We start from the raw sequence: 22,549 nt of genomic DNA, 5'->3' as shown, positions 1-22,549 counted from the left end.
GATGAATTTGGCTTCCGAACTTGCCGGACTGGTTGACCAGTTTGAGCCGATCGCCCGTCCGGGCGGGGTCGGGCGTGTGCTCATGGTGATGGGCGGATCGCGTGGGGCCGGGGCCTCTACGGTTGCCCGCGAGCTGTCCCGCCTGTGCGCCCAGCGTGCGGCGCGGGGTGTCTGGCTGTTTGATCTCGACTTCACCGATACTGCCCAGGCACGGGCCACCCGTGTTCGCGGCGAGGCCTTCGATGCCAGTTTTGGCCGCCAGACACCGTGGCAGCTGGGCACGGGCTCGCGCCTTGTGATGCGCGAGTCGACCCAGCCGCAACTCTTTGTCAGCGAAATCCAGACGGCGCCGCAAACCCAGCTCAAAGCCCGCTTGAGGACGACGCCCGACTATTGGCAGGCCCTGCGTGAGGCCATTGATCTGGCCATTATCGATGCGCCGGGGCAGTCGCGGGCGCCGCTGGTGCTGGCGCCGGATGTGGATGGCGTGATCCTGGTGGCCGATGCGCGCCAGCATGACCAGGCCTCTCTGATGGCCCGCCGCGAGGCAATCGAGGCCGCTGGCGGCGTGGTTGCCGGGGTCATCGTCAACCGAGCCGCCGAGGCCGGGCAGGCGGCATGAGCCGCGCGGTTATCATCCGTCCACCCTTGCTTGAGGCCTTGCGACAGGCCCCGTCCTTACCGCTCGGTGGGGCCATTGAGCGCGCTGGTGCATTCATCGCGCTCTTCCTGTTTTCCCAGGGCCTGGTGGGCCCGTTCTTTGCCGATCCTGCCGATCCTGAGAGCTCGGTGGTCCTGCGCCTGATCTGGCTGCCGGTTTACGCCCTCACACTGGTCTTCATGGCCCTGCATCCGGGACGGACAGTCGCAGCATTGCTGCGTTCACCCGCTATTCTTGCACTCGCCGGTCTGACGCTTGTCTCGGTTGTCTGGTCCGTGGCGCCGGATGTCTCCCTGCGCCGCGGCTTTGCCCTGTTCATGACCACGCTGTTCGGTCTCTGGCTGGCCTCGCGCTGGGACTGGCCGGTTCTGATCACCCTGATTGCTTCTGTCTTTGCCAGCCTTGCTGTCGCCTCCACCCTGATGGCTGTTCTGATGCCGTCCCTCGGTGTCGACCAGGCGGTGCATGCCGGGGCCTGGAAAGGCGTCTGGTGGGAGAAAAACACCCTCGGTGCGATGATGGCCTGGGGCAGTGTCGCCGCCTTGGCAGCGCTGAACAATGACCCGCGCCGGGCCTGGCTCTGGGCCGGGGCGGCGGTGTTGTGCAGCGCCCTTGTTGTTCTGTCGACCTCCAAGACGGCGCTCCTGGCCTGGGCATTGGGGTGTGGACTGGTCGCCTTGGTTGGTTTTTGCCGCCAGGGGTTCGGTTTCGCGGTCATGTGCCTGACGCTGGCCGTGTGCGGTTTTGCCCTGGCAATCCTGATCCTGCTCATCGCGCCGCTGGAAATGCTCGAATTGCTTGGCCGGGATGCGACCCTGACCGGGCGGACCGAAATCTGGGCGGCGCTGATCCGCGAGGTCCAGTCCGCGCCGTGGACGGGGTATGGCTATAATGCCTTCTGGGCCGCCGATAACGGGCCGGTTTTCTGGGTCCGCCAGGAAACCGCCTGGGATGTGCCGACCGCGCATAATGGCTGGATTGAAACGGCTCTGGCGATCGGCCTGCCCGGCGTCATCCTGATGGCGCTGGTCTATCTGCAAGCAATGGCCCGCGCGCTCGGCCGCATGTTTACCGGCGGTGAGGCCTATTGGGCCTTGCCCTTCCTGGCCATGTTCGGCCTGGTCTCCATCTCCGAAAGCAATCTGCTGGAGCAGAACGGGTTGAGCTGGGTGCTGTTCGTGGCCACGGCCGCGGCCCTGGCCCGGCGCCGCGCCTAGCTGGCGGCGCGGCCGTAAAAGCGCGGCGAGAAGCGGTCGAACCAGCAAATCTTGCCAGCGGCCTGCGCTGTACGGTCGATAAAGCTCGCACCCTGACGCGCATTGATGGCGCTGACGATCACTGCCAGCGGCGCAAACACGGCCAGTTGCACAACTCCTATCGCCATCCAGCGGGCAACGCCGAGCCAGTCCGGGCGCGGTCCATGGGCACAGGTCTGGCTCGGTCCCTGACCGAAGGCGAAACTGCGCGAAAGCATGTAAGTCCAGCCCGCACGCCTGGGATCGACGCACTCGATCGCATGGGCCTGGCTGGCCCAGCCGAAGCGGGCGCCCTCGTCCTGCAGCATGGCGAAAAAGGCATCATCTTCGCCGCCGGTCTCGTTCAGGGCGGTATCAAACGGCCTCGAGCCGATCTTGACCGCATTGCGATCAATCAGGGAATTGCCGCAGCCATAGGGCTTGTCCAGGCGCTGGTCCTCGTCCGGACCCGGTCGTGAATAAAGCCGGTTGAGCAAGTTCTGGCGCAGTCGTCCGCGCGCCTTGGTCCGGGCCTGGAGCGGGCCGAACACGACGGCGACATCGAGGGCGGCCTGGCTGTGCAACAGGGCGGCTAGCCAGTGTTCCGACGCGATCTCATCATCATCGAGGAAGGCGATATAGCGCGCCTCGGTCATCGCCAGGCCGGCATTGCGGGCATTGGCAACGCCGGGCTCGGGCACGTGCAGGTAGTGGATGCGGGCATCACGGAATGCGTCCGCGACGCTCCGGGCGCAGCCTTCCGGTGCATTATCGACAATGATGATTTCATCGGCCGGCCGGCTCTGCCGCTGCACACTTTCGACGGCGGCTTTGAGCCCGTCCGGGCGACGGAAGGTGGGGATGATGACGGCGACACTCATGCCGGGGTCTCCTGCAGAGCTTTAAGCGCATCCCGGACCGGCATGACGCGGGCGCCAGAAGCCGCAACGGCTTCACAGACCCTTTCGAACTGGCCCGGCGTGCAGCCCCATTCCGTCGGATCGTCCTGGATGTCGTGGGCATAATAGATCAACCAGCCCGGTGCCTGGACGAGGCTTTCAGCGGCCTCGACAGCGCGGGCAATGCCGGCTTCGCCGCCATCGATCGGCACCGCGCGCAACAGGTTCAGATCCCCCGAGCCGCGATTAATTTCGGCGCGTACTCCACGCATGCTGGCGAAGCGATGCGCCAGAGCGCGCTTGGCCTCCAGGCTTGTCTCTCCATAAGGGAAGGCAAAACTGCTCAACGCGTCGCTCAGCCCCATGGCCTGTAATGCCGCGGCATTACGCTCGAGACTGGTTGCGATCTCGTCTACTCCAGCCTGGGCGCAGTCCATATGCTCGAAGGTGTGGCAACCGATCTCATGCCCGCGGGCGCTGAGATCGACGATATCCCCGGCGTCGAATTGCGGGCCGTGGTGATTGCATGTGCCGGCCAGACCGGCGCTGGCATAATAGGTACCCCGCCAGCCACGCTTTTCCAGCGCCGGTGCGCCCATGGTCGCTGCGGTCTTGGGGAAATCGTCGAAGCTGAACGAAACGATGGCATGATCGGGATGAATCGGCAGGTCACGGCGGGCCGCGAAGCGTGCTATCTGCCGGCCAAGCCGGGCGGTGAAACTGGATGGGCTGTACGGTGCGTTCATCAGATGGCCTCTGCAGTCCAGCTTGCGCGCCAGAGTTTGAGAGCCAGGGTGCGCAGGCGCATCGGCAGCGCCGCGCTCATCGCCAGGGCGGACCAGATCCCGCGCAAGGCGGACTGGAACGGAACCGCGCCGAGCAGGCGAGCGGCCTTGGCGCCGGGCAGGCGGTCGAGCTCCGGGTGTTTTTCCAGCAGGCGGGCATAGTTCACCGCACCCTCTCGATATTTCGCCAGCAGCGTATCGACCGGCTGCAGGCCGTCATGGCGGGCTGCATTGTCCAGGTGGATGAGGCGGAACAGGGCGCCGGCGCGCACCGCCCAGTCGACATCCTCCCAGCCCCAGCCGGTAAAACCGCTATCGAACGGGACGGTCTGCATCACTTCGCGGCGAACCAGAAGATTGCTGGAGCAAAAGGCGGTCGCACCAATCTCGTTACGCTGTCCGGCATCGCTGTGATCGCTCGAGCGGGCCAGCGCAGCATGCAATTCGAACTGTTTTTCAGCGGCTTCCGGGAGGACATAGCCGCCAAAGGCCGCGTCGAAGCCGCCATCCTCGATGCGCTCAAGATAGGCAGTGAGGAAGGCATCATCGCAGGGCTGCATATCGGCATCGAGGTAGAGCAACCAGTCACCGCGCGCTTCACGGGCGAGCAGGTTTCGCCCCTCCGAACGACCGATATTGTCTGCAGCCGAGATCAGGCGGGCGGGCGTCACCATGGCGCGCAGGGTGCGAGCGACCGCTGCGTTCAGCTCCATATCGGGGCAGCCATCATCGAGCAGCAGGATCTCGAACTCGCAGCGCGCACCAATCAGGGTGTTCAGCGTCGTCATCAACGGCGTCGGGTCATCCTTGTAGAAAGGGATGAGTATCGACAGGCGCGTACCCGCGCTGCGCTTGGCCGCGGCATTGGTCATGGTCGTGAAAGCTGCAAGATCGCGCATTACTGAACCTCGATCGTTTGTCGGGCGGGACGCAGGGCCGCGAGCCAGCTGCGGCAGCCGGCAATGTTGAACGCGATGGCAAGGGCGCCATAGACCAGCGCGCCCGCGATAGCCTGGACAATCAGGTCGGCCCAGGCCGGACCGATAGCGGGCAGGTTGATCACCGCCGCTGCCATCACCAGGGTCGCGCTGCCGGCCTTGATCCAGTCGCCCCAGGGCAGGGGCAGGGCAAAGTGGCGGCGGCCGATCATGGCGCAGGCGATCAGTGCCAGGGCATAGGCGATCACGGTTGCTGCCGCCGCGCCGGTAATGCCGAATTGCGGGATGAAAATCAGGTTGAGCACCAGGTTCAGAGCCGCCGCGCCGGCCATCAGGGCTGCCATCACACCGGTCTTGCGCTTCAGCGTGAAGGCTTCGTGGAAATAATAGGTCATCATGCCGTTGATCAGGCCGGAAAAGGCAATCCAGGGCAGGATAGTGGCGGCTTGCGCACGGACGCTTTCACCGATGATCAGCGTCGTCAGCGGTTCAGCCACCAGGGCGAGGCCGGCGGCAGCGGGAAAGGCGATCAAGGCCATCATGCCGGCGGCCTTATGGGCCATGGCCTTGGCTGCTGCTTCACCCTCGCTTTCCAGGGCGCGGATGGTCAGCGGCCAGATGGCGGTGCCAAACCAGATGAAGATGATGTCGAGCAGCCGGTCTGCGAGGCCATAACCCGCCGCATACATGCCGACCGCGCCGGACCCCAGAAAGGCGGCGATCAGGAAACGGTCGCCGATCGACAGGAGGTGTTCAAAGATCAAGGACACCGACAGCGCGGCGCCATAGCGACCATAGGTCTTGGCGCGTACCGCCTGGCGGCGGCCGCCGCGGGTGCGGCGCAACATCACGGGAAGATCGACCATCAGCGCCAGTCCGGCGGCGATGGCGGTGCCGAGGAAAATCCCGCCAGCCCCCAGATCGGTGGTCAGCAAGAGGCCGACGCCGATCATGAACCCGGCCATCAGGAAGCTGGCCTCAAGGGCGGAATAGCGGCCAATATCGCCCTGGGCCCGATGCGTTTCCAACCCGATCTGCAACAGGGCGCGCAGCAACAGGGAAATAGCGGCGAAGCTGAACGCGCTTTTGAGCTTGATATCCAAGGGTGCGAGCCAGAGGGCTGTGGCGATCAGGACAACGCCGATAACCGCGGCCCCGGCATAAAGTGCGTAGGCGGTGGCCAGGTGATCGCGCAAACGGCCGCGCATCTCGGCGCGGGCATGATAGCGCGCCACCGCGGCTTCCAGCCAGGTGAAAGCGATGATGTGGGTGAGCGCCAGCGAGGCGATGGCGAGGGCATAAATGCCGTAATCTTCCGCTGACATCAGCCGCGTGAACACAGCCACTGAGCCGAAGCCCACAATGGCCTGTGCCAGTTGCACCGGCAAATACCCCAGAAGATGTCGTCCAAGCATGGCACGCTCCGCTCGCCTCAGAGGGGAAGACTGCAATTCCGGTGCCGATTGGCAGGCGAGAGATGCCTTCGCGTATTCACTGCCTGATAAGGCGATTGCACTAGTCTTTCCATCGTGTTGAGAGGGGAGCTCCCAGCTGGGGCGTTTCAGGATGACCCAAGGTGATACCAAGCTGATACGGCCGAGCGAGCTGACGTCTGCAGAACGTCAGGCGTGGCAGGACTTTGTCGCCGCAGATGCGCGGCTTGCGAGCCCGTATTTCGCGCCCGACTTCGCCGAATGCTGTGAAGAGGCGCGCAGCGATACCCGCGTTGCGGTTTATCGTCGCCACGGTGCGATCAAGGCATTCTTGCCGATGCAGACTGGCCGCTTCGGATTTGCGCGCCCGATCGGTGGTCCGCTGGGTGATGTGCATGGTGTTATTGCCGAGCCGGGAGCCGATATCCAGCCGTCCCTGCTGCTGGAGCAGGCGGGGATCGCCCTGTTCGAGTTCAAAAGCGCACTGGCCGAACAACCGGGCTTTGCCAGAGCGGCGCGCAGCCGCGATGGCTCCTGGATGGTGGATACCCGCGCCGGCTTTGACGCCTGGCGTGACAATCGCCGGTCGGTCGTGCCCAAGCTGATCAAGAATCTGGATATGCGCCGGCGTCGGCTCGAACGTTTCGAGGCGGGCCACACGCTGCGGCTTTCCGATGCGCGACCGGAAGCCTTTGCCACGCTTGTTGACTGGAAAAGCGCGCAATACCGGCGCACCGGTGTGTTCGATGCATTCCGGGTGGGCTGGACCCAGCGGCTGTTGGCGGCCGTCCTCAAGCGCCAGACACCCCGGTTTTCCGGCATATTGTCGACGCTCAGCGTCGATGGCCGGCTTGCTGCGCTGCATCTCGGCATGGTCAGTGACCGCATGGCGCATTTCTGGTTCCCGGCTTATCACGCGGACTTTTCCCGCATCAGCCCGGGGCTCTTGCTGCTGGAAGAGTTCATCCGCATGGCGGCGGATCTTGGTCTGGAGGCAGTCGAGCTGGGACCGGGCGATTACGGCTTCAAGCAGGAATTGGCTAGTTATCAGCGCGGCTTGGCCTCGGGCTTCCTGGCGCCGTCGCCGTCGCGAACCTGGGTGCATAACCGCCTCGACAACTGGGTCGAACGCCTGGACCGCATCGAGGCCCAGCCGGCCCGCTGGCCGGGCAAGGCGCTGCGGCGTCTTGATGAAATGGCCGGATTTTACGCTCTCTAGATGGGTCGAACGGGCTTGGCCCGCGGCTTGCGAGTTTCCCCGCAAAGGGGAGATCGAATGGCCAAATTGTTCCTGATCGGGAATCATCGCCCATCCTTTGCCCTGGCGCGCACTCTGCATCGTCAGGGGCATGAGATTTGGGCCGGCCATAACGGATATTCGGACTATTTCGAGCGCTCCAACAGCGTTACCGGCAGCCTCCCAATCCCCGATTTCGCCAACGAATCCGCCTGCATCCGGTCCATTGCGGAATATTGCGAAGACTATGGCTTCGATATCGTCGTGCCGGTCACGGACCGGGCGACACGGCTGCTCGCCGGATACCGGGCGGCGCTGCCGAAATCGGTCACCGTGATGTCGCCGGATCCGGACATTGTCGCGCGCTGTGTTTCCAAAACGCGCATGGCCGAGCTGTGCCGCACGGAAAAAGTCCCTGTCGCCGATTATTTGCCGGTCGCCAATCTGAGCCAGCTCAAGCGGGCTTGTGAAAGCCTGGGTTATCCGCTGGTGGTCAAGCCGACCGGGGAGGGACAGTTCGTTTTCGGTCACAAGGTCATCACGCTGGATTCGCCGGCCGATCTGGACCGCGAATTTGCGGCGTGGCCGGCTGAGCATGCGCATCTCCTGGTGCAGCGCCGTCTCAGCGGTAACCGGATCAACCATTATTTCGTGGCCTGGGGCGGGGATATATTGACGGCCTGTGCGATTGAGGTCGAGCGCACCGACCGCGCCGACGGTTCCGGTTATGCGGTCGAGGGAATCTCGATTACCCCGCGGCCCGATCTGGTCGACCAGACCGAGGCGCTCGTCGAAGCGCTCAACTATACCGGTGTCGGCTGTGCCCAGTTCATGACCGCCCGCGATAGCGACCAGACCTCCTTTCTGGAAATCAATCCGCGTCTCGGTGCCAATATAGCCGGAGCGGAAGCCGCCGGGGCAGACATCGCCAAGACCTTGCTGGATTTGACTTTGGGCCGGGATATCGCGCTCAGCGAAGAGCCGTGGTCACACGCCCGGACCGGCGTGCGCTATCACTGGGCCAAGGGGGATTTCTCCGGCTGGGTCTGGCGCCTGCGCCAGGGAGCGGGCCTGGGTGCAAGCCTGGCCGGGGCCTTGCGTATCCTGCGCGGGATGATCCGCTCCAATGTCGATCTGGTGTTCAGCTGGCGTGACCCGGTGCCGGGACTGGCCTGCTGGTTCCATCCGGTCCTGCGCCGGCTGCGTAATCGCAAAGATGCCGGCCAACGCGGGGTCAAAGCCCCGAACTGATCCAAGCTGCGCTAGCGGACGTTGATCTTGTCGCCCAGCAGGGCCGGCAGGGTGCGCAGCATGATCCAGACATCGAGCCAGAAGCTGGCACGGGAAATATATTCCACATCCAGGGCGATGCGCTCGCGGGCGTCTTCCGGCGAATGCAACGGGCCGCGTGAGCCATTGATCTGGGCCCAACCGGTTATGCCTGGCTTGACGCGGTAGCGATGCGCGTATTCTGCGACCAGCTTGGCGGTCTCGGTGCCGCCGGTGCGCATGCCCGGCGCATGCGGGCGAGGGCCGACAAGGGACATGGAGCCGCCCAGGACATTGAAGAATTGCGGCAGCTCATCCAGGCTCGTCTTGCGCAGGAAACCACCGATCCGGGTGACCCGCGGATCATTGAGCTCGACCTGGCGCACGCGCTTGGTGTCGGCCTCGGGGTCGTGCCGCATGGTGCGGAATTTCAGCACATTGATCGGCCGGCCATGAAAGCCCTCGCGGGTCTGGCGGAACAGTACCGGGCCCGGGCTGGTCAGTTTGACGGCCAATGCAATCAGCGCCATGACGGGCAGGGCGGCCAGGGTCAAAACCGACCCGAACACCAGATCCTGAACGCGCTTGGAAATGATCCGGCCGAGCTGTTCCTCGCTACCGCTCATGCGGGCAGCATGCACGCCGACTAGATCATCCAGAGACGTTTCATCCGGGCTGAAACCGTTGATGTCGAGCAGCAAAATGACCGGCTGCGGCAGCGCGCGGAGTTTTTCCAAAAGGTGCTGGACGCGTTCCTCGGCCTTGGCCGAGACGGTCAGGATAATGCGGTCGGCCTCGTGCAGGAGCGGCCAGTTGAACAAGTCGTCCGTGGTGCCCAGATAGGGCGCACCCGCGAGCAGGGAGGGCGAGCGGGTCTGGCGGTCGTCAAACACGCCGACGACATTGACATAGCCCGACCCGGCATTGGCCGCGATCAGGTGGCGCGCATTGGGGGTGGCGCCAACCAGAATGACATTGCGGGCCAGACGGCCGGCGCGGGCCCAGTGATTGACGATGCCGGCATAGATCATCTGCAGCGCAAACAGGGCACCGGTCAGGACCACGGCGTTAAGCGCGTGCAGGTCGGCAAAGGCCGGACTCGTTGCCAGGGCTGTCGCGACGCCGGCGATACCCGCCAGCCCGGTCGCGCTGACGGCGCGCAGGATTTGCAGCGCCAGAGGCCGGCGCGGTTCGATGCGATAAACGCCGGACAGGGGCAGGGCCACGAGCGCTACGGCAGCGAGCGCAATCAGCGGCAGGAGATCGATCATCGGTGCCGCAGCCAGCTGGCCCTGGCTGATCATGCCGGCTGAGATCGCGGCCAGGGTCAAAACGGCCAGGGTATCGACGATCTGGAACATGCGTCCGGCGGCACGGCGATTGACCCGGTTGGACGGGGCACGCGTCTTCGCCTTCAAATGCGCACGGGCCAGTGCGGCCGCGTCACGTTCCGGACGGACCGGCGTTTCAGAGCAGTCATTGGCCGGACCGCTCGGTGCGTTCGGGGCTGAGAAAAACGCCATTGGATAATCTCCCTCTGCCCGGCAACCTCCCACAATGAGGCTGATAATCCGTTGAAAAGCGTGGTTAACAAGGCGTTTCCGGCGCTTTTTCTTATACCGGCCATGGCACAAGAGGGGTGGCCATGAAGACCATATCAGCTTAAGGGGCGCGGCTTGACTTGGTGCGCTGCACCAAAAACGGGACAAGACCATGCTGCAAAACTCGCTCGCTGCGTTCGCCGAACGCTTTTCCGCCTCCATCCGCAATCGCGGTGAGCTGCCGCCGCTGACCGTGTCCCAGGTCCGTATCGAAGTACTGGCCGGCCTGACAGTGGCGCTGGCGCTGGTTCCGGAAGCCGTGGCCTTTGCCTTTGTCGCGGGGGTTCCGCCGCTCGTGGGGCTCTACGCCGCCTTTATCGTCGGCCTGATTACGGCCGTTTTCGGTGGGCGCCGGGGCATGATTTCGGGCGCGACCGGTGCGCTTGCCGTGGTCATGGTGCACCTGGTTTACGAGCACGGTATCGAATACCTCTTCGCCACCGTCATCCTGATGGGCCTGATCCAGATCGCGGCCGGTATTTTCCGGCTCGGGAAGTTCATCCGCATGGTGCCGCATCCTGTGATGCTCGGCTTCGTCAATGGCCTCGCCATTGTTATCGGTCTGGCCCAGCTCAAGCTCTTCCAGGTCCCCGGCTCCGAAGCGGCGGGCGAGGGCGCTGGCGGACATGGTCCGGGCCTGGCTGGAGCGGAATGGCTGCCCATGCCGGAGCTGTCCTTGATGCTCGGCCTGGTCATTTTGACCATGGCGGTAATCTGGCTGACCCCGAAACTAACCAAGGCGGTCCCGGCTCCCCTGATGGGCATTGTCATCGTCGCCGGCATTGTCATCGCGCTTGGCCTCAACGTGCCGACGGTGGGCGATCTGGCATCGATTGAAGGCGGGCTGCCGCAATTCCACATACCGTTCGGTGAAGGCGTGGGGCCGTTTGGCGATGCGCTGGCGCCGCTCAATTGGGAAACCTTCACCATCATCCTGCCCTATGCCCTGATCCTGGCCGCGATCGGCCTGATCGAGAGCCTGCTGACACTCAACCTCGTCGGCGAGATCACCGGCCGCAAGGGCGGCGCCTCGCAGGAATGTGTGGCCCAGGGGGCTGCCAATCTGATCACCGGTTTCTTCGGCGGCATGGGCGGTTGTGCGATGATCGGCCAGTCCATGATCAATGTGAAATCCGGCGGACGTCTGCGCCTGTCGGGCATTTCCGCAGCGCTCTTCCTGCTCGGCTTCATCCTGTTTGCCTCGCCGCTGATCGAGCAAATCCCGCTCGCAGCCCTGGTCGGCGTGATGTTCATGGTCGTGATCGGTACCTTCGCCTGGCAGACCTTCATGATCATGCGCCGCATCCCCCGCTCCGACGCCTTCGTCATCGTGCTGGTGACCGGTGTGACCGTGGCCCACGACCTGGCTATCGCCGTGATCGTCGGCGTCATTGTCTCGGCCCTGGTTTATGCCTGGAAGGCCGCCTCGCACATTCATGCCCGTGAGGACGAGGGCGAAAACGGTGAGAAAATCTACCGTGTCGATGGTCCGCTTTTCTTCGGGTCGATCGAGGGCTTCATGGACATTTTTGACCTCAAGGGTGATCCCGACCGCGTCATCATCGATTTCGCCGACAGTCGCGTGGTCGACCAGTCCGCCCTGCAGGCGATCGAGGACCTGGCCGCGAAATACGCCAAGGCCGGCAAGCAGGTCGAGCTGCGCCATCTCAGCCGCGATTGCCATGCCCTCCTGTCCAAGGCGGGCCAGCTCGTCGTCGATAGCGATGACGACCCGGTTTATGGCGTCTCGGTGGACTATCGTGTCCGCCTCGGCCGTATGGGCGGTGGGCATTAGGGGTAATCAAAGCCCACTCGCCATCCCCCGATTTATTCGGGGGGGGGCTCACCAAATCCGTCACCGGATGTGACGAGGTCCCCCGGATGACCGCTGCGCGGTCACCGGGGGATGTCGGTTCAGTCTAGACCCCGGTCGGCTCACGCGCCGTGGGGTTGATACGGCGATGGTGTTTCATCGAAAGTCTCCCTTCCACATCCATCAAGACAAGGGTTCTCGCCCGCACGGCTTGCGACCGCGCGAGAGGAGAGGATGTGCGGGATGCCGGCCGTGCCGGAATCTCAATGTATTTAAGTGCGTGGCATGATCTGACATCCCGCACGCGGAGCTTTCCCGGAGCGTCTCCGCTCCGTATCCAACCGGGAAGGTAAAGACGGTCGGTTCTAGTGCCGCCCGGACCTTCCCGACGCCCTGCCGGAGACAAGTGCGCGTCACCGCACCCACCGCGGACAGGCTCCGCTGGCGCCCGGGCCCTGATGACGTGGCCACGGCCTCTCATCCCGGGAGCTGAGGGGGATTATGGGGGTAAGTGCGAGGGTGAGGATAACCCCTCCCTCTCCCCCTCCGGGGAGAGGTCCCGCGCAGCGGGGGTGAGGGGCGCGCGGCGAACGCCGCGCAAGGGAGAACTGGAAACAGTCGCAAGCTTTTAGCCAAGCCCCTCATCCGCCCCGGATCATATCCGGGGCACCTTCTCCCCGGGCGAGGAGAAGGAAGGTTGGTGCCGGATAGGCGCCCCTCCACGCCCTCATACCACAAAGGGCGAGTCTGCGTCCGGGGTCGCAAGCAATCTGGGCGAGGATTGCGGCTTTGCGCTTCCCGAACCGCGACATGAGGTCAGGGAAGCGATGACTTAGAAGGGTTACGAAATAACATAACAATAAAGATCGTCATCGCGATAACAAAGCCGTGCTTACGGAATGATTAGTTTGGTGTCATCGGAGATGCGGACTAGTTTGTGCGCCAACAAACAGATCGCATTGCGAGGGGAGCACCATGAAACGATTTATTGCGGCGCTGACGGCGTCGACGATTCTGGCGTCTGCACCGGGCTGGGCCTTCCAGGAAGCCGATGCCGATGCCGAGGCTGAGGCCGAAGTGGAAGAAACAGCGCCGGAAGGTTGGGACGTGTCCAACCCGCCGATGGAAACCCGGGAAATCGACTTCAATGTCACCGAAGGCACCTGGATGTCGGTCGATGTCAGCCCGGACGGTGAGACCATTGCTTTCGACCTCATGGGTGACATCTACACCATGCCGATCAGCGGCGGCGAAGCGACCAATATCGCGTCCGGCCTCGCTTGGGAGATCCAGCCGCGCTTTTCTCCGGACGGCTCGCAGATTGCCTTCACCTCGGATCGCGGGGGCGGGGACAATATCTGGGTCATGGATGTGGATGGCGAGAATGCCCGCCAGGTGACGCAGGAAAACTTCCGCCTTCTCAACAACCCGACCTGGTCGCCGGATGGCCGCTATATCGCGGCGCGCAAGCACTTCACCACATCGCGCTCGGCCGGTACTGGCGAGATCTGGCTCTACCACGTGCTGGGCGGTAGCGGTTCTGCGCTGGTGGAGCGTCCCAACCCGCAATACCAGAAAGAGCAGGGCGAGCCGATCTTCTCCGCCGATGGCCGCTATATCTATTACACCCGCGCTGTGAGCCCGGGGAACACCTTTACCTATGCGGACGATTCCAACGGCGACCTGTTCAATATCCGCCGCTATGACATGGTCACCGGCGAGATCGATACAGCCGTTGATGGCGCCGGCGGTGCCGTGCGCGCCGCACCGTCTCCGGACGGGCGCTATATTGCCTTCGTGCGCCGTGTCGAGATGCAGTCCGGCCTCTATATCAAGGATCTGCGCTCCGGCGAGACCCGCCGCATCTATGATAATCTCGACCGCGACAACCAGGAAACCTGGGGCGTTGTCGGCATGTATCCGAACATGGACTGGACACCGGACAGCGGCTCCATCGTGTTCTGGTCCGGCGGCGGTATCCACCGTATCGATATCGAGACCGAGGAAGTCACCAATATCCCGTTCGAAGTGACCGATACGCGTGAAGTGATCGATCCCGTTCGTCCGGCGGTGCCGGTCGCCCCGGACACGTTCGAGACGCGCATGCCGCGCTTTACCTCGGTCTCGCCCGATGGCGACCAGGTCGTGTTTGAAAATCTCGGCAAGCTCTACATCATGGACACCGATGGCGGCGAACCGCGCCGTCTGACCCGTGACAGCTCGGACCGGCGCGAATTGTTCGCCTCCTGGAGCCGGGATGGCAGCCGCATCGTCTTTGCTACCTGGGATGACCAGGACCTCGGCTCGATCCGGAGCGTGACCGCAGCCGGCCGCGGCGAGCGGACGCTGACCCGTGAGCCGGGTATCTACCGCCGTCCGCGCTTCTCGCCGGATGGCAATACGGTCGTGTTTGAAAAAGACGGCGGTGGTTTCCTGACCTCGAATGAATGGTCTGAAACCACCGGTATCTTCACGGTTTCCGCCCGCGGTGGCGAGATGCGTGAAGTCGCAGACAGTGGCTCCAACCCGCATTTCGGCGCTTCCAATGACCGCATTTTCCTGACCCGGCGGGCGCCGGGCCTGGAGCTCTACTCGGTCAATCTGGACGGTTTTGACGAGCGTGTGCATGCCAATGGCGGCATGACCGGCGAATTCCATGTCTCGCCGGACGAGCGTCATCTGGCCTTCCGCGAAAACTACGACGCCTGGGTCATGCCGATGCCGGTGGGCCCGCAAAACCTGTCGGTTTCCAACAATACCGGTGCCCTGCCGGTGGTAGAGCTGTCGGGCAATGGCGGTACCGATATCCACTGGTCGGAAGGCGGTAATCGCGTCAACTGGACCATGGGTGCTGAACTGTTCTCGGCCACGATTGAGCAGATCCGTCCCAATCCGGATGCTGATGAGGACGAGGCTTACAGCCCGCCGGAGCCGGGCGAGGGCATCTCGCTGGCGATGACGATCGAGACCGACCGTCCGGACGGCATGGTCGCGATCACCGGTGCGCGTCTGATTACCATGGCGGGCGAGGATGGCGGCGTCATCGAGAATGGCGTCATCGTCATCGACGGCAATCGCATTGTCGCGATCGGCGAGGCCGGTTCTGTCGAGATCCCGGATGGCGCTGTGGTCTCCGACATGTCCGGTCACACCATTACGCCGGGCTTCATTGATGCCCACGCGCATGGCCCGCAGGCCAGCGACGGCATTATCCCGCAGCAGAACTGGTCGACCCTGGCGCATCTCGCGCTCGGTGTGACCACCATCTTTGACCCGTCCAGCTCGGCCGCGTCGATCTTCCCGGCGGCGGAATACCAGCGCGCCGGCGTGCAATTGCAGCCGCGGACCTATTCCACCGGCGAGATCGTCTACGGCGCCCGGGCTCCGGGTTTCCATGCGGCGATTGATGGTGAGGATGATGCCCGTGAACACGTCTTCCGCCTGCAGGCGCAGGGTGCTCATGGTATCAAGAACTACAACCAGCCGCGCCGGGAACAGCGCCAGCAGGTCACCTATGCCGCGATGGAAGCCAATCTGATCACCGCATCGGAGGGGGGCTCCAACTACCATATGGACATGTCGATGATCATCGATGGCAATACGTCCATGGAGCACAACATCCCGGTCTCCACGCTGTATGAAGACGTGCTGAGCATGTGGGAGCAGACCGAAGTGGCCCTGACCCCGACGCTGACGGTGACCTATGGCGGCCTCGCCGGTGACCCGTTCTGGCGTCAGGCGATGAATGTCTGGGAGCATCCGATCCTGTCCGAGCATGTGCCGCCGCATGTGCTGCTGCCCTCCACCGTGCGCCGGACCACGGCGCCGGAGAGCAATTTCGCTGACGCCAACTCGGCCGCTTCCGCGCGCCTCCTGGCCCAGCGCGGCATTCACGTCTCGATCGGTGCCCACGGCCAGCAACAGGGCCTCGCGGCGCACTGGGAGATGTGGTCCTTCGCCCGCGGCGGCATGACGCCGCTCGAGGTGCTGACCACAGCCACCGTCGCTCCGGCCCGCCATTTGGGCTTTATCGACGATATCGGCACGCTGGAAGCAGGTAAGCTGGCCGACCTCGTCGTCCTGCGCGAGAACCCGCTCGAGGACATCTTCCAGACCGATGAGATCGCCTATGTGATGCTCAATGGCCGCCTCTACGACCCGGTAACGATGAATGAAGTCATCACCGGCGATGAAGCGCGCGAGGCGTATTACTGGGAGTAGGCCTCAGGCCAAAACCCCTGATCGTTATGCCCCGGTCCGCGTATCAGCGCGGGTCCGGGGTACCTCGCCGCAGAGGGTCAAAGTTGAGGTCCCCCGGATAAACCGGGGGATGGCGACGCCTGAGGGTTTCCGCCCGCAAGCCTTGCCTCCAGCCCAAAACACCGCAACTCTCCCTTCCAACAGGCCGGGGAGGGCTTTTCGTGATTGGATTGAACCGTTGGGTATTTGCCGGGGCTTTGGTGCTGGCGCTGGTGTTGGCTGGGCTGGCAAAATTCACGCTTGGCCCCGGACCGGGCATCAGTCTGGAGGCGGCCCAGGCGGCGGCTGCGCCTTACGCCAATCACACGATTACCCGCGATGAGTACGGCGTGCCGCATATCTGGGGTGAGCGCGATGCCGATACCGCTTTCGGGCTCGGATATGCCCATGCCAGCGATGACTGGGAGACGATCCAGACCACGCTTGTCGCTGCGCGCGGTCAACTGGCGCGCTTTCAGGGCCCCGATGCGGCGCCGACCGATTACATCGTCCGACTATTGCGCATCCGCGAGCTGGTGGCCGATCGTTACGCTGCCGATCTGACCGCGGAAACTCGAGCCATTCTCGAAGCCTATGCGGCCGGTATCACGCTTTACGCGGCAGAAAACCCGTTGCGCGTCTGGGGCGGGGCCCTGCCGGTGACAGGCGAGGATATCGTCGCCGGTTTCGTCCTGCGCACGCCTTTCATGTACGGGCTCGATGGCGATCTGGCGGAACTTTTCGAGGATGAGCGCCAGCGCAATATCTCCATGGCCGATACCGATACGGCGTTTCAATGGCTTGAGGGGCAGCGCTTGCCCTTCGGCTCCAACGCCTTCGCTATTGCGCCAAGCTTCTCCAATGACGGTGCGACCCGGCTGATTATCAACTCGCACCAGCCCTATGAGGGGCCGGTGGCCTGGTATGAGGCGCGGCTGCGCTCGGACGAAGGCTGGGACATGGCCGGTGGAACCTTCCCCGGCGCGCCCCTGATCCTGCACGGTCACAATGCCGATCTGGGCTGGGCGCATACGGTCAACCTGCCCGATCTCGCTGATATTTACGTGCTGGAGACCGAGGGAGACCGCTATTTGCTGGATGGTGAGTGGCGTGACCTCGAGCAGGGCACGGCACGGCTCAATGTGCGCCTCTTTGGCTCCATCCGCTGGACCGTGGAACGCGATCTGTGGTGGTCCGAGCACGGCCCGGTCGTGCGCACCGGACACGGCGATTATGCCATTCGCTATTCCGGCATGGATGAGGTGCGCCAGGTCGAGCAATGGTACCGGATGAACCGGGCGCGCAGTCTGAGCGACTGGCTCGGTGCGATGGAGCTGAATGCGATCTCCTCGCTCAACACCATCTATGCCGACCGCGAGGGCAATATCGCCTATCTCTACAACGCCGTGATGCCGGATCGTGTTGAGGGCTATGACTGGCGTCAATACCTGCCCGGTGACCGCTCCGAACTGATCTGGCAGGGCTACCACCCCTATGGAACCATGCCCGCCTATCTCAATCCGCGGGCGGGCTGGCTGCTATCAGCCAATCAGACCGTATTTGACGCCACCGTGGTGGAGGAAAATCTCGACCCCGGCGATTTCTCGCCGACTTTTGGCATCGAGCCGCGCATGACCAATCGCGGTCATCGCGGGCTGGAATTGCTGCGCGCCGAGACCTCGATGTCACGTGAGCGGCTGATGCAGATCAAGTTCGACAAGACCTATTCGGAGAACTCGGCCGTGGCGCGGCTGATGCGGGAGGTTCTGGCCCTGGATGTGTCCGGTGATGCGCTGTTGAGTGAAGCCCAGGCGCTGATCCGTGACTGGGACTTGTCGACCGATATCGACAATCGCAATGCTGCTATCGGCGTGCTCACGGCAGTGCGCTGTATCGGTAACCGTCATCATGATGACCCCTGGCTGATGGATCCGCGCGAGGCGCTGGCAGCCGCCGCTGCAGAACTGATGACCCATCATGGCCGCCTCGACCCGGCCTGGGGCGAGATCAATCGCATGGTCCGCGGCGATGTCGACATGCCGCTCGGCGGCGGGCCGGATGTCTTGCGCGCGGTCTATGGCGGTAATGACGGTCTCGATCCGGACGGGCGGGTGCGCGGCGTAGCGGGTGACACTTACATCATGGCGGTAGAGTGGAGTGCCGACGGTGAGATGCGCTCCGAGGCGATCCATCAATATGGCTCCGCCACAATCGATGAGACGTCTGAACATTTCGACGACCAGGCGGTATTGTTCGCGCGCGAAGAATGGCGCGAGATCGACTGGGGTCTGGCACAGCCGGCGCAATAGCCAAGCTGGAAAAAGAAAAGCCCCGGACCTGGAGGTCCGGGGCTTTCCGTTCGAGCGTCTGGCCCGGCTTAGTTCAGGCTGAGGCGATAGGACAGGCCCCAGATGCGCGGCTCGTTGACGAAGCCGGTATTGTTGTTGAAGTCGATACCACCCACGAGGTTTTCCTCGTCCGTGATATTGCGCACGAAGGCAGCGGCTTCATAGGTGCGGCCATTGGAGGTCTGACCGGCATAGCCGACGCGCAGACCGCCTTCGAAATTGCCATCCGAGTTGAACTCTTCCGACTCATACAGGAAGAGGTTGGTTTCGCCCTGGTAGAACCAGTCGGTGTAAGCGAACCACTCGCCGCCATTGGCGGCCGGGATGGAATAGCGAGCCGTGAAGGAGAAGATCCATTCCGGAGCCTGCGGGAAGGGGTTACCGTCCACAGCAGCGCGATCGGTGCCGCCGACATCGACCAGCGGGTCGGTGACGGTGCACTGGGCGCAGATGCCGACCAGCAGATCGTCATCATTCAGCTCGGTCTTGTTCCAGCTTGCACCGGCGGTGATCAGCAGGTTGTCGGAGACCAGGAACTCACTGTCGATCTCGAAACCATAGCCGATGCCTTCATCGGCATTGACCAGCTGGACCAGATTGGCGCCGCCGCCGACAGCGGACAGCTGCAGGTCGGAAACGGTGTAGTAGAAGGCCGTGGCATTGATGCGTGCGCGGCCGCCCATCGGCTCGGACTTGATGCCGGCCTCATAGGAGATCGAGGTTTCGCTGTCGGCCACGGATGCCGGGCTGAAGAAGGCGACGTCACGGGCCTGGATCGACGGGCCACGGAAGCCGCGGGCAACACGGCCGAACACGGCGGTGGTGTCGTCGAGCGTGTAGTAGGCCGACAGGTCCCAGCTGAACTCCTCGTCGGAGACTTCAACCGGACCACCGGCAGGCCAGACCGCCTGGATCACTTCCAGGGATTTCTCATCGCTGGTGTAGCGCACGCCACCGGACAGTTCGAGGCGCTCGGTTGCTTGGTGGCTGACCTGACCGAAGACCGCCCACAGCTCATTGCTGTGACGCACGGTCGTCGGCGGCGGGAAACCACCATTCGGGCCGAACGTGGTGATGTCGAACTCACTGTCGAAGAAGTAGGCACCGACCTGCCAGGTCGTCACCAGATCGTCGGCAGAGGCGAGACGGAATTCCTGGGTGAACTGGTCGAGATCATCCAGGCCGTCCTGGGTTTCCGACGGGAAGGGGATGAAGCCCGGGCCGCTGACCATGTTGCCGCCATCGATATCGCCGAGAGAGCGGCCTTCAGCCGTCTCATAGCCGGTGATGGAGGTGAAGGTTGCGCCATCGAGGTGCCAGTTCAACGTCGCGCTCGTGCCCCAGCTGTCATAATTCTGCGGGTTGTTGAACGTGCTGTCGAAATAGACTTCGTCGCGATCGAAATTCTCGTTCAGATCGTTCGAACCCGGCGACAGGATATTGGCGCGGAAGACGGCGGACGTACCGGCCAGCGAACGGGCGTGGACGTTGAACAGCGCGTCGAAGCTTTCGTTCGGCGTGTACATCAGCTGCGCACGGCCGGCCCACTCGCGGTGACCGCCCAGAGCATCGTCTTCGCCGGTGAAGGCATTGTCGATCCAGTCTTCGCGGTTCTGCGTCATCACCGACATACGGCCGGTCAGCGTGTCTTCGATGATGGTGCCGCCAAGGGCTGCTTCAACATTGACGGTGCCAAGCGTGCCGATCGTGCCGGAGAAGTAACCGTCGGTTTCTTCGCTCGGGCGAACGCTGTCGAACTTGATCGTGCCGGCGGTGGTGTTGCGGCCGAACAGCGTGCCCTGCGGACCGCGAGCGATCTCAACCTGGGCGACGTCGAACAGCGGGAAGCTCTTCAGGATCACGTTTTCCTGGACGATATCGTCCATGATGACCGAAACCGGCTGCGAGGCCGCAAGGTCGAAATCGGTATTGCCGAGGCCGCGGATGTAGAAACGCGGAGCGACACGGCCATTGGAGCTCTCGGCATAGAGGCTCGGGACGCGGGCCGCGAGGGAGAGAATGTCGGCGCCGCCTTCGGTGAAGGGCGCGAGTTCCTCGCCAGATGCTGCGGTCACCGATGCGGCAACGTCCTGGATGCTTTCTTCGCGACGATTGGTCGTCACGGTGATGGTTTCCAGTTGTGCGTCCTGGGCGATGGCCGGAGCGGAAAAGCCGGTGCTGACAACGGCGGCGAGAGCGGTGCCGGCGAGAAGCGCGGCGCGGGCAGTGGTAGTCGTCATGTGTAGTGGATCCTGATCAACCGTTTGATACACGCCCCGGATGGTTTTCTCTCCGGAGCTGGTGAGCGACGAGCGATCCGTTAGCGGATATTGCAGATCAGTGACAGGTCCGGATTTATGCAAGTGAGCACTTCGCAATCGGGTGCGATTTTATTGCATCAGTTATATGAAATAAGGAAAATCGGCGGAGTTGTGCGATGCACAATTAACTCAGGGGGTTAGCCGATTCACTTCGCCTGCGGTGACCATATTTCGTGTTTTTGCATAATGTCGGCAAAGCGATCGCTGGCCAGGAGTGTATCCAGCCAGCTGATCAGAGCTGGCCAGTCCTGGGCATTGAACCAATCCCTGTCGGTCATCGCATACTGGCGCGTGAAGGGGAAAATGGCATGGTCAGCGAAACCGGGCGCCTGACCGGACAGCCAGGGCTGCTGGCGCAGGGCCGCATCCAGCTGGCGCAGGAAGGTCGCCGCGATCTCGCGTTCTGTCTCCGCATCGGCATCGTCGAAACGGGAGGCATATTTGTAACGATCCAGCGCCTGCTTGAAGGGCCCGTCATTGCTGGCAACCCAATCCCGCATCTGATTGTCCAGCGGTAGCCAGGCCTCCGGATCATTCTGGCTCAGTGCCCACCGCATTACATCGAGGCTTTCTTCCAGGACCTGCCCGTCCGGCAAGACCAGCACCGGAACCGTGCCTTTCGGCGAGACGTCGAGCATCGCTTGGGGCTTGTCCTTGAGCAATATCTCGCGGTGCTCGACCTCAATGCCGCTGACATGCAGGGCGAGGCGGGCGCGCATGGCATAGGGGCAGCGCCGGAAGGAGTAGAGGATGGGCCGACTAGCCGTCATCACCTTCGACCTGTGGCTCTGAGGCATCCTGCGGCCGCGCGCCGATATGGCGCTCGCCGCGGGCCATGGCGAGTTGTTCCTGGCGTTCACGCTCGGCAAAGCGGGACCGGTCGGCCGCGCTATAGCGTCCGGCGCAATGCGGGCATTGCTCGCCGGCTATGAAGAGGTCGGATTTGAGATCTTCCGGGCCCAGCGGCTCGCGGCAGGCATGGCACAGGGTGTAACTGCCCAGTTCCAGGCCGTGCTTGACCGCCACGCGACGGTCAAAGACGAAGCATTCCCCGCGCCACAGACTGTCGGCCTCCGGCACCGTCTCGAGATATTTCAAAATCCCGCCCTTGAGGTGATAGACGTCCTCAATGCCTTCCGATTTGACGAAAGCCGTCGCCTTTTCGCAGCGGATCCCACCAGTGCAATACATAGCGATGCGGGCATTGGGGCGGCCTTGACGGAATTTGCGGAACCAGTCGGGAAACTCGCGGAAATTGACGGTCTCGGGATCGACCGCCCCCTCGAACTGGCCGATGCGGACCTCATAATCATTGCGCGTGTCGATGGTGACGACATCCTCCGCCGTGATCAGATCATTCCAGTCTTCCGGCTCGACATAGGTGCCCACGATCCGGGTCGGGTCGGTGCCGGGCACGCCCATGGTGACGATCTCTTTCTTCAACCGCACTTTCATACGCAGGAAGGGCTGTTCCTCGGCCCAGCTTTCCTTGTGCTCCAGATCGGCAAACCCGGGCAGGGCGCGCAAATGTGCCAGCACCGCAGCGACGCCGTCAGCCGGTCCGGCAATCGTGCCGTTCAGGCCCTCATCGGCCAGCAGCAAAGTGCCGAACACATCATGGCCCTCGCACACCGACTTGATCTGCGCCTGTGCGGCGGCATCGGCCTGAAGCGGGGCAAATTTGTACAGCGCAGCGACAAGAAAACGGGGCATGGCAACGGCCTTGTTTATTTTGCGGGCTGTATAGCAAGGGTCTGCGATGAGCCCAAA

The 22,549-nt window shown here is 63.2% G+C and carries 15 protein-coding genes; 7 read left to right on the top strand and 8 right to left on the bottom strand.

Translation table 11 applies throughout. The annotated features are described in order from the left end of the window. Nucleotide 1 precedes the first annotated feature (1 nt). Together Q1V57_RS00600 and Q1V57_RS00595 are read left to right on the top strand one after the other, a co-directional pair. Nucleotides 2-622, top strand: coding sequence for a hypothetical protein (locus tag Q1V57_RS00600; protein WP_300526859.1), 621 nt, complete (start codon nucleotides 2-4; stop codon nucleotides 620-622). Next, nucleotides 619-1,878: an O-antigen ligase family protein gene (locus Q1V57_RS00595; protein WP_300526858.1), complete on the top strand. Its 1,260-nt coding sequence runs from the start codon at nucleotides 619-621 to the stop codon at nucleotides 1,876-1,878. The genes Q1V57_RS00600 and Q1V57_RS00595 overlap by 4 nt, the downstream gene beginning before the upstream one ends. On the opposite strand, the gene Q1V57_RS00590 is transcribed toward Q1V57_RS00595, so the two are convergent. The 4 genes from Q1V57_RS00590 to Q1V57_RS00575 are packed head-to-tail and all read right to left on the bottom strand — an operon-like array spanning nucleotide 1,875 to nucleotide 5,933. Then, nucleotides 1,875-2,777, bottom strand: coding sequence for a glycosyltransferase family 2 protein (locus Q1V57_RS00590; protein WP_300526857.1), 903 nt, complete (start codon nucleotides 2,775-2,777; stop codon nucleotides 1,875-1,877). The genes Q1V57_RS00595 and Q1V57_RS00590 overlap by 4 nt on opposite strands. Continuing rightward, nucleotides 2,774-3,541 (bottom strand): polysaccharide deacetylase family protein, encoded by a 768-nt coding sequence (locus Q1V57_RS00585; RefSeq protein WP_300526855.1) that lies wholly within the window; start codon nucleotides 3,539-3,541, stop codon nucleotides 2,774-2,776. The genes Q1V57_RS00590 and Q1V57_RS00585 overlap by 4 nt, the downstream gene beginning before the upstream one ends. Continuing rightward, nucleotides 3,541-4,479 carry a glycosyltransferase family 2 protein gene (locus tag Q1V57_RS00580; RefSeq protein WP_300526853.1) on the bottom strand — a complete coding sequence of 313 codons (939 nt, stop codon included), beginning with the start codon at nucleotides 4,477-4,479 and terminating at the stop codon, nucleotides 3,541-3,543. The genes Q1V57_RS00585 and Q1V57_RS00580 overlap by 1 nt, the downstream gene beginning before the upstream one ends. After that, on the bottom strand, nucleotides 4,479-5,933 hold the full coding sequence (locus Q1V57_RS00575) for a lipopolysaccharide biosynthesis protein (protein ID WP_300526852.1): 1,455 nt from the start codon (nucleotides 5,931-5,933) through the stop codon (nucleotides 4,479-4,481). Before Q1V57_RS00575 ends, Q1V57_RS00580 begins: the two co-directional genes overlap by 1 nt. Nucleotides 5,934-6,084: 151 nt before the next feature. Between Q1V57_RS00575 and Q1V57_RS00570 the strand changes: the two genes are divergently transcribed. Then, nucleotides 6,085-7,170, top strand: coding sequence for a GNAT family N-acetyltransferase (locus Q1V57_RS00570; RefSeq protein WP_300526851.1), 1,086 nt, complete (start codon nucleotides 6,085-6,087; stop codon nucleotides 7,168-7,170). A 57-nt stretch (nucleotides 7,171-7,227) separates the two neighbouring features. Beyond that, on the top strand, nucleotides 7,228-8,439 hold the full coding sequence (locus tag Q1V57_RS00565; protein WP_300526850.1) for an ATP-grasp domain-containing protein: 1,212 nt from the start codon (nucleotides 7,228-7,230) through the stop codon (nucleotides 8,437-8,439). Between the two features lie 11 nt (nucleotides 8,440-8,450). Here the strand turns inward: Q1V57_RS00565 and Q1V57_RS00560 are convergent, their stop codons facing one another. Beyond that, entirely contained in the window at nucleotides 8,451-9,980 is a 1,530-nt protein-coding gene (locus Q1V57_RS00560; RefSeq protein WP_300526849.1) for an exopolysaccharide biosynthesis polyprenyl glycosylphosphotransferase, read from the bottom strand. A 190-nt stretch (nucleotides 9,981-10,170) separates the two neighbouring features. Here Q1V57_RS00560 and Q1V57_RS00555 point away from each other — a divergent pair, with 190 nt between their 5' ends. The 3 genes from Q1V57_RS00555 (at nucleotide 10,171) to Q1V57_RS00545 (ending at nucleotide 18,419) form a co-directional block, all read left to right on the top strand. Then, the gene (locus Q1V57_RS00555) at nucleotides 10,171-11,853 is read left to right on the top strand and encodes a SulP family inorganic anion transporter (protein WP_300526848.1); all 1,683 of its coding nucleotides are present in this window, start codon (nucleotides 10,171-10,173) and stop codon (nucleotides 11,851-11,853) included. Between the two features lie 993 nt (nucleotides 11,854-12,846). Then, on the top strand, nucleotides 12,847-16,092 hold the full coding sequence (locus Q1V57_RS00550; protein WP_300526847.1) for an amidohydrolase family protein: 3,246 nt from the start codon (nucleotides 12,847-12,849) through the stop codon (nucleotides 16,090-16,092). A 200-nt stretch (nucleotides 16,093-16,292) separates the two neighbouring features. Next, nucleotides 16,293-18,419, top strand: a complete 2,127-nt coding sequence (locus Q1V57_RS00545) for an acylase (protein WP_300526846.1) — start codon at nucleotides 16,293-16,295, stop codon at nucleotides 18,417-18,419. A 68-nt stretch (nucleotides 18,420-18,487) separates the two neighbouring features. On the opposite strand, the gene Q1V57_RS00540 is transcribed toward Q1V57_RS00545, so the two are convergent. The 3 genes from Q1V57_RS00540 to Q1V57_RS00530 form a co-directional block, all read right to left on the bottom strand. Then, nucleotides 18,488-20,698 (bottom strand): TonB-dependent receptor, encoded by a 2,211-nt coding sequence (locus Q1V57_RS00540; RefSeq protein WP_300526845.1) that lies wholly within the window; start codon nucleotides 20,696-20,698, stop codon nucleotides 18,488-18,490. A gap of 227 nt (nucleotides 20,699-20,925) precedes the next feature. After that, nucleotides 20,926-21,549 carry a glutathione S-transferase gene (locus Q1V57_RS00535; protein WP_300526844.1) on the bottom strand — a complete coding sequence of 208 codons (624 nt, stop codon included), beginning with the start codon at nucleotides 21,547-21,549 and terminating at the stop codon, nucleotides 20,926-20,928. Continuing rightward, complete coding sequence (locus Q1V57_RS00530) at nucleotides 21,539-22,492, bottom strand: rhodanese-related sulfurtransferase (RefSeq protein ID WP_300526843.1); 954 nt, start codon at nucleotides 22,490-22,492, stop codon at nucleotides 21,539-21,541. The genes Q1V57_RS00535 and Q1V57_RS00530 overlap by 11 nt, the downstream gene beginning before the upstream one ends. Nucleotides 22,493-22,549: the final 57 nt, after the last annotated feature.

It is taken from the genome of Maricaulis sp., assembly GCF_030149425.1.
Classification (GTDB): Bacteria; Pseudomonadota; Alphaproteobacteria; order Caulobacterales; family Maricaulaceae; genus Maricaulis.
The sequence above is the reverse complement of the archived record's forward strand: the minus strand, read 5'-3'. Positions and strand labels throughout refer to the sequence as shown.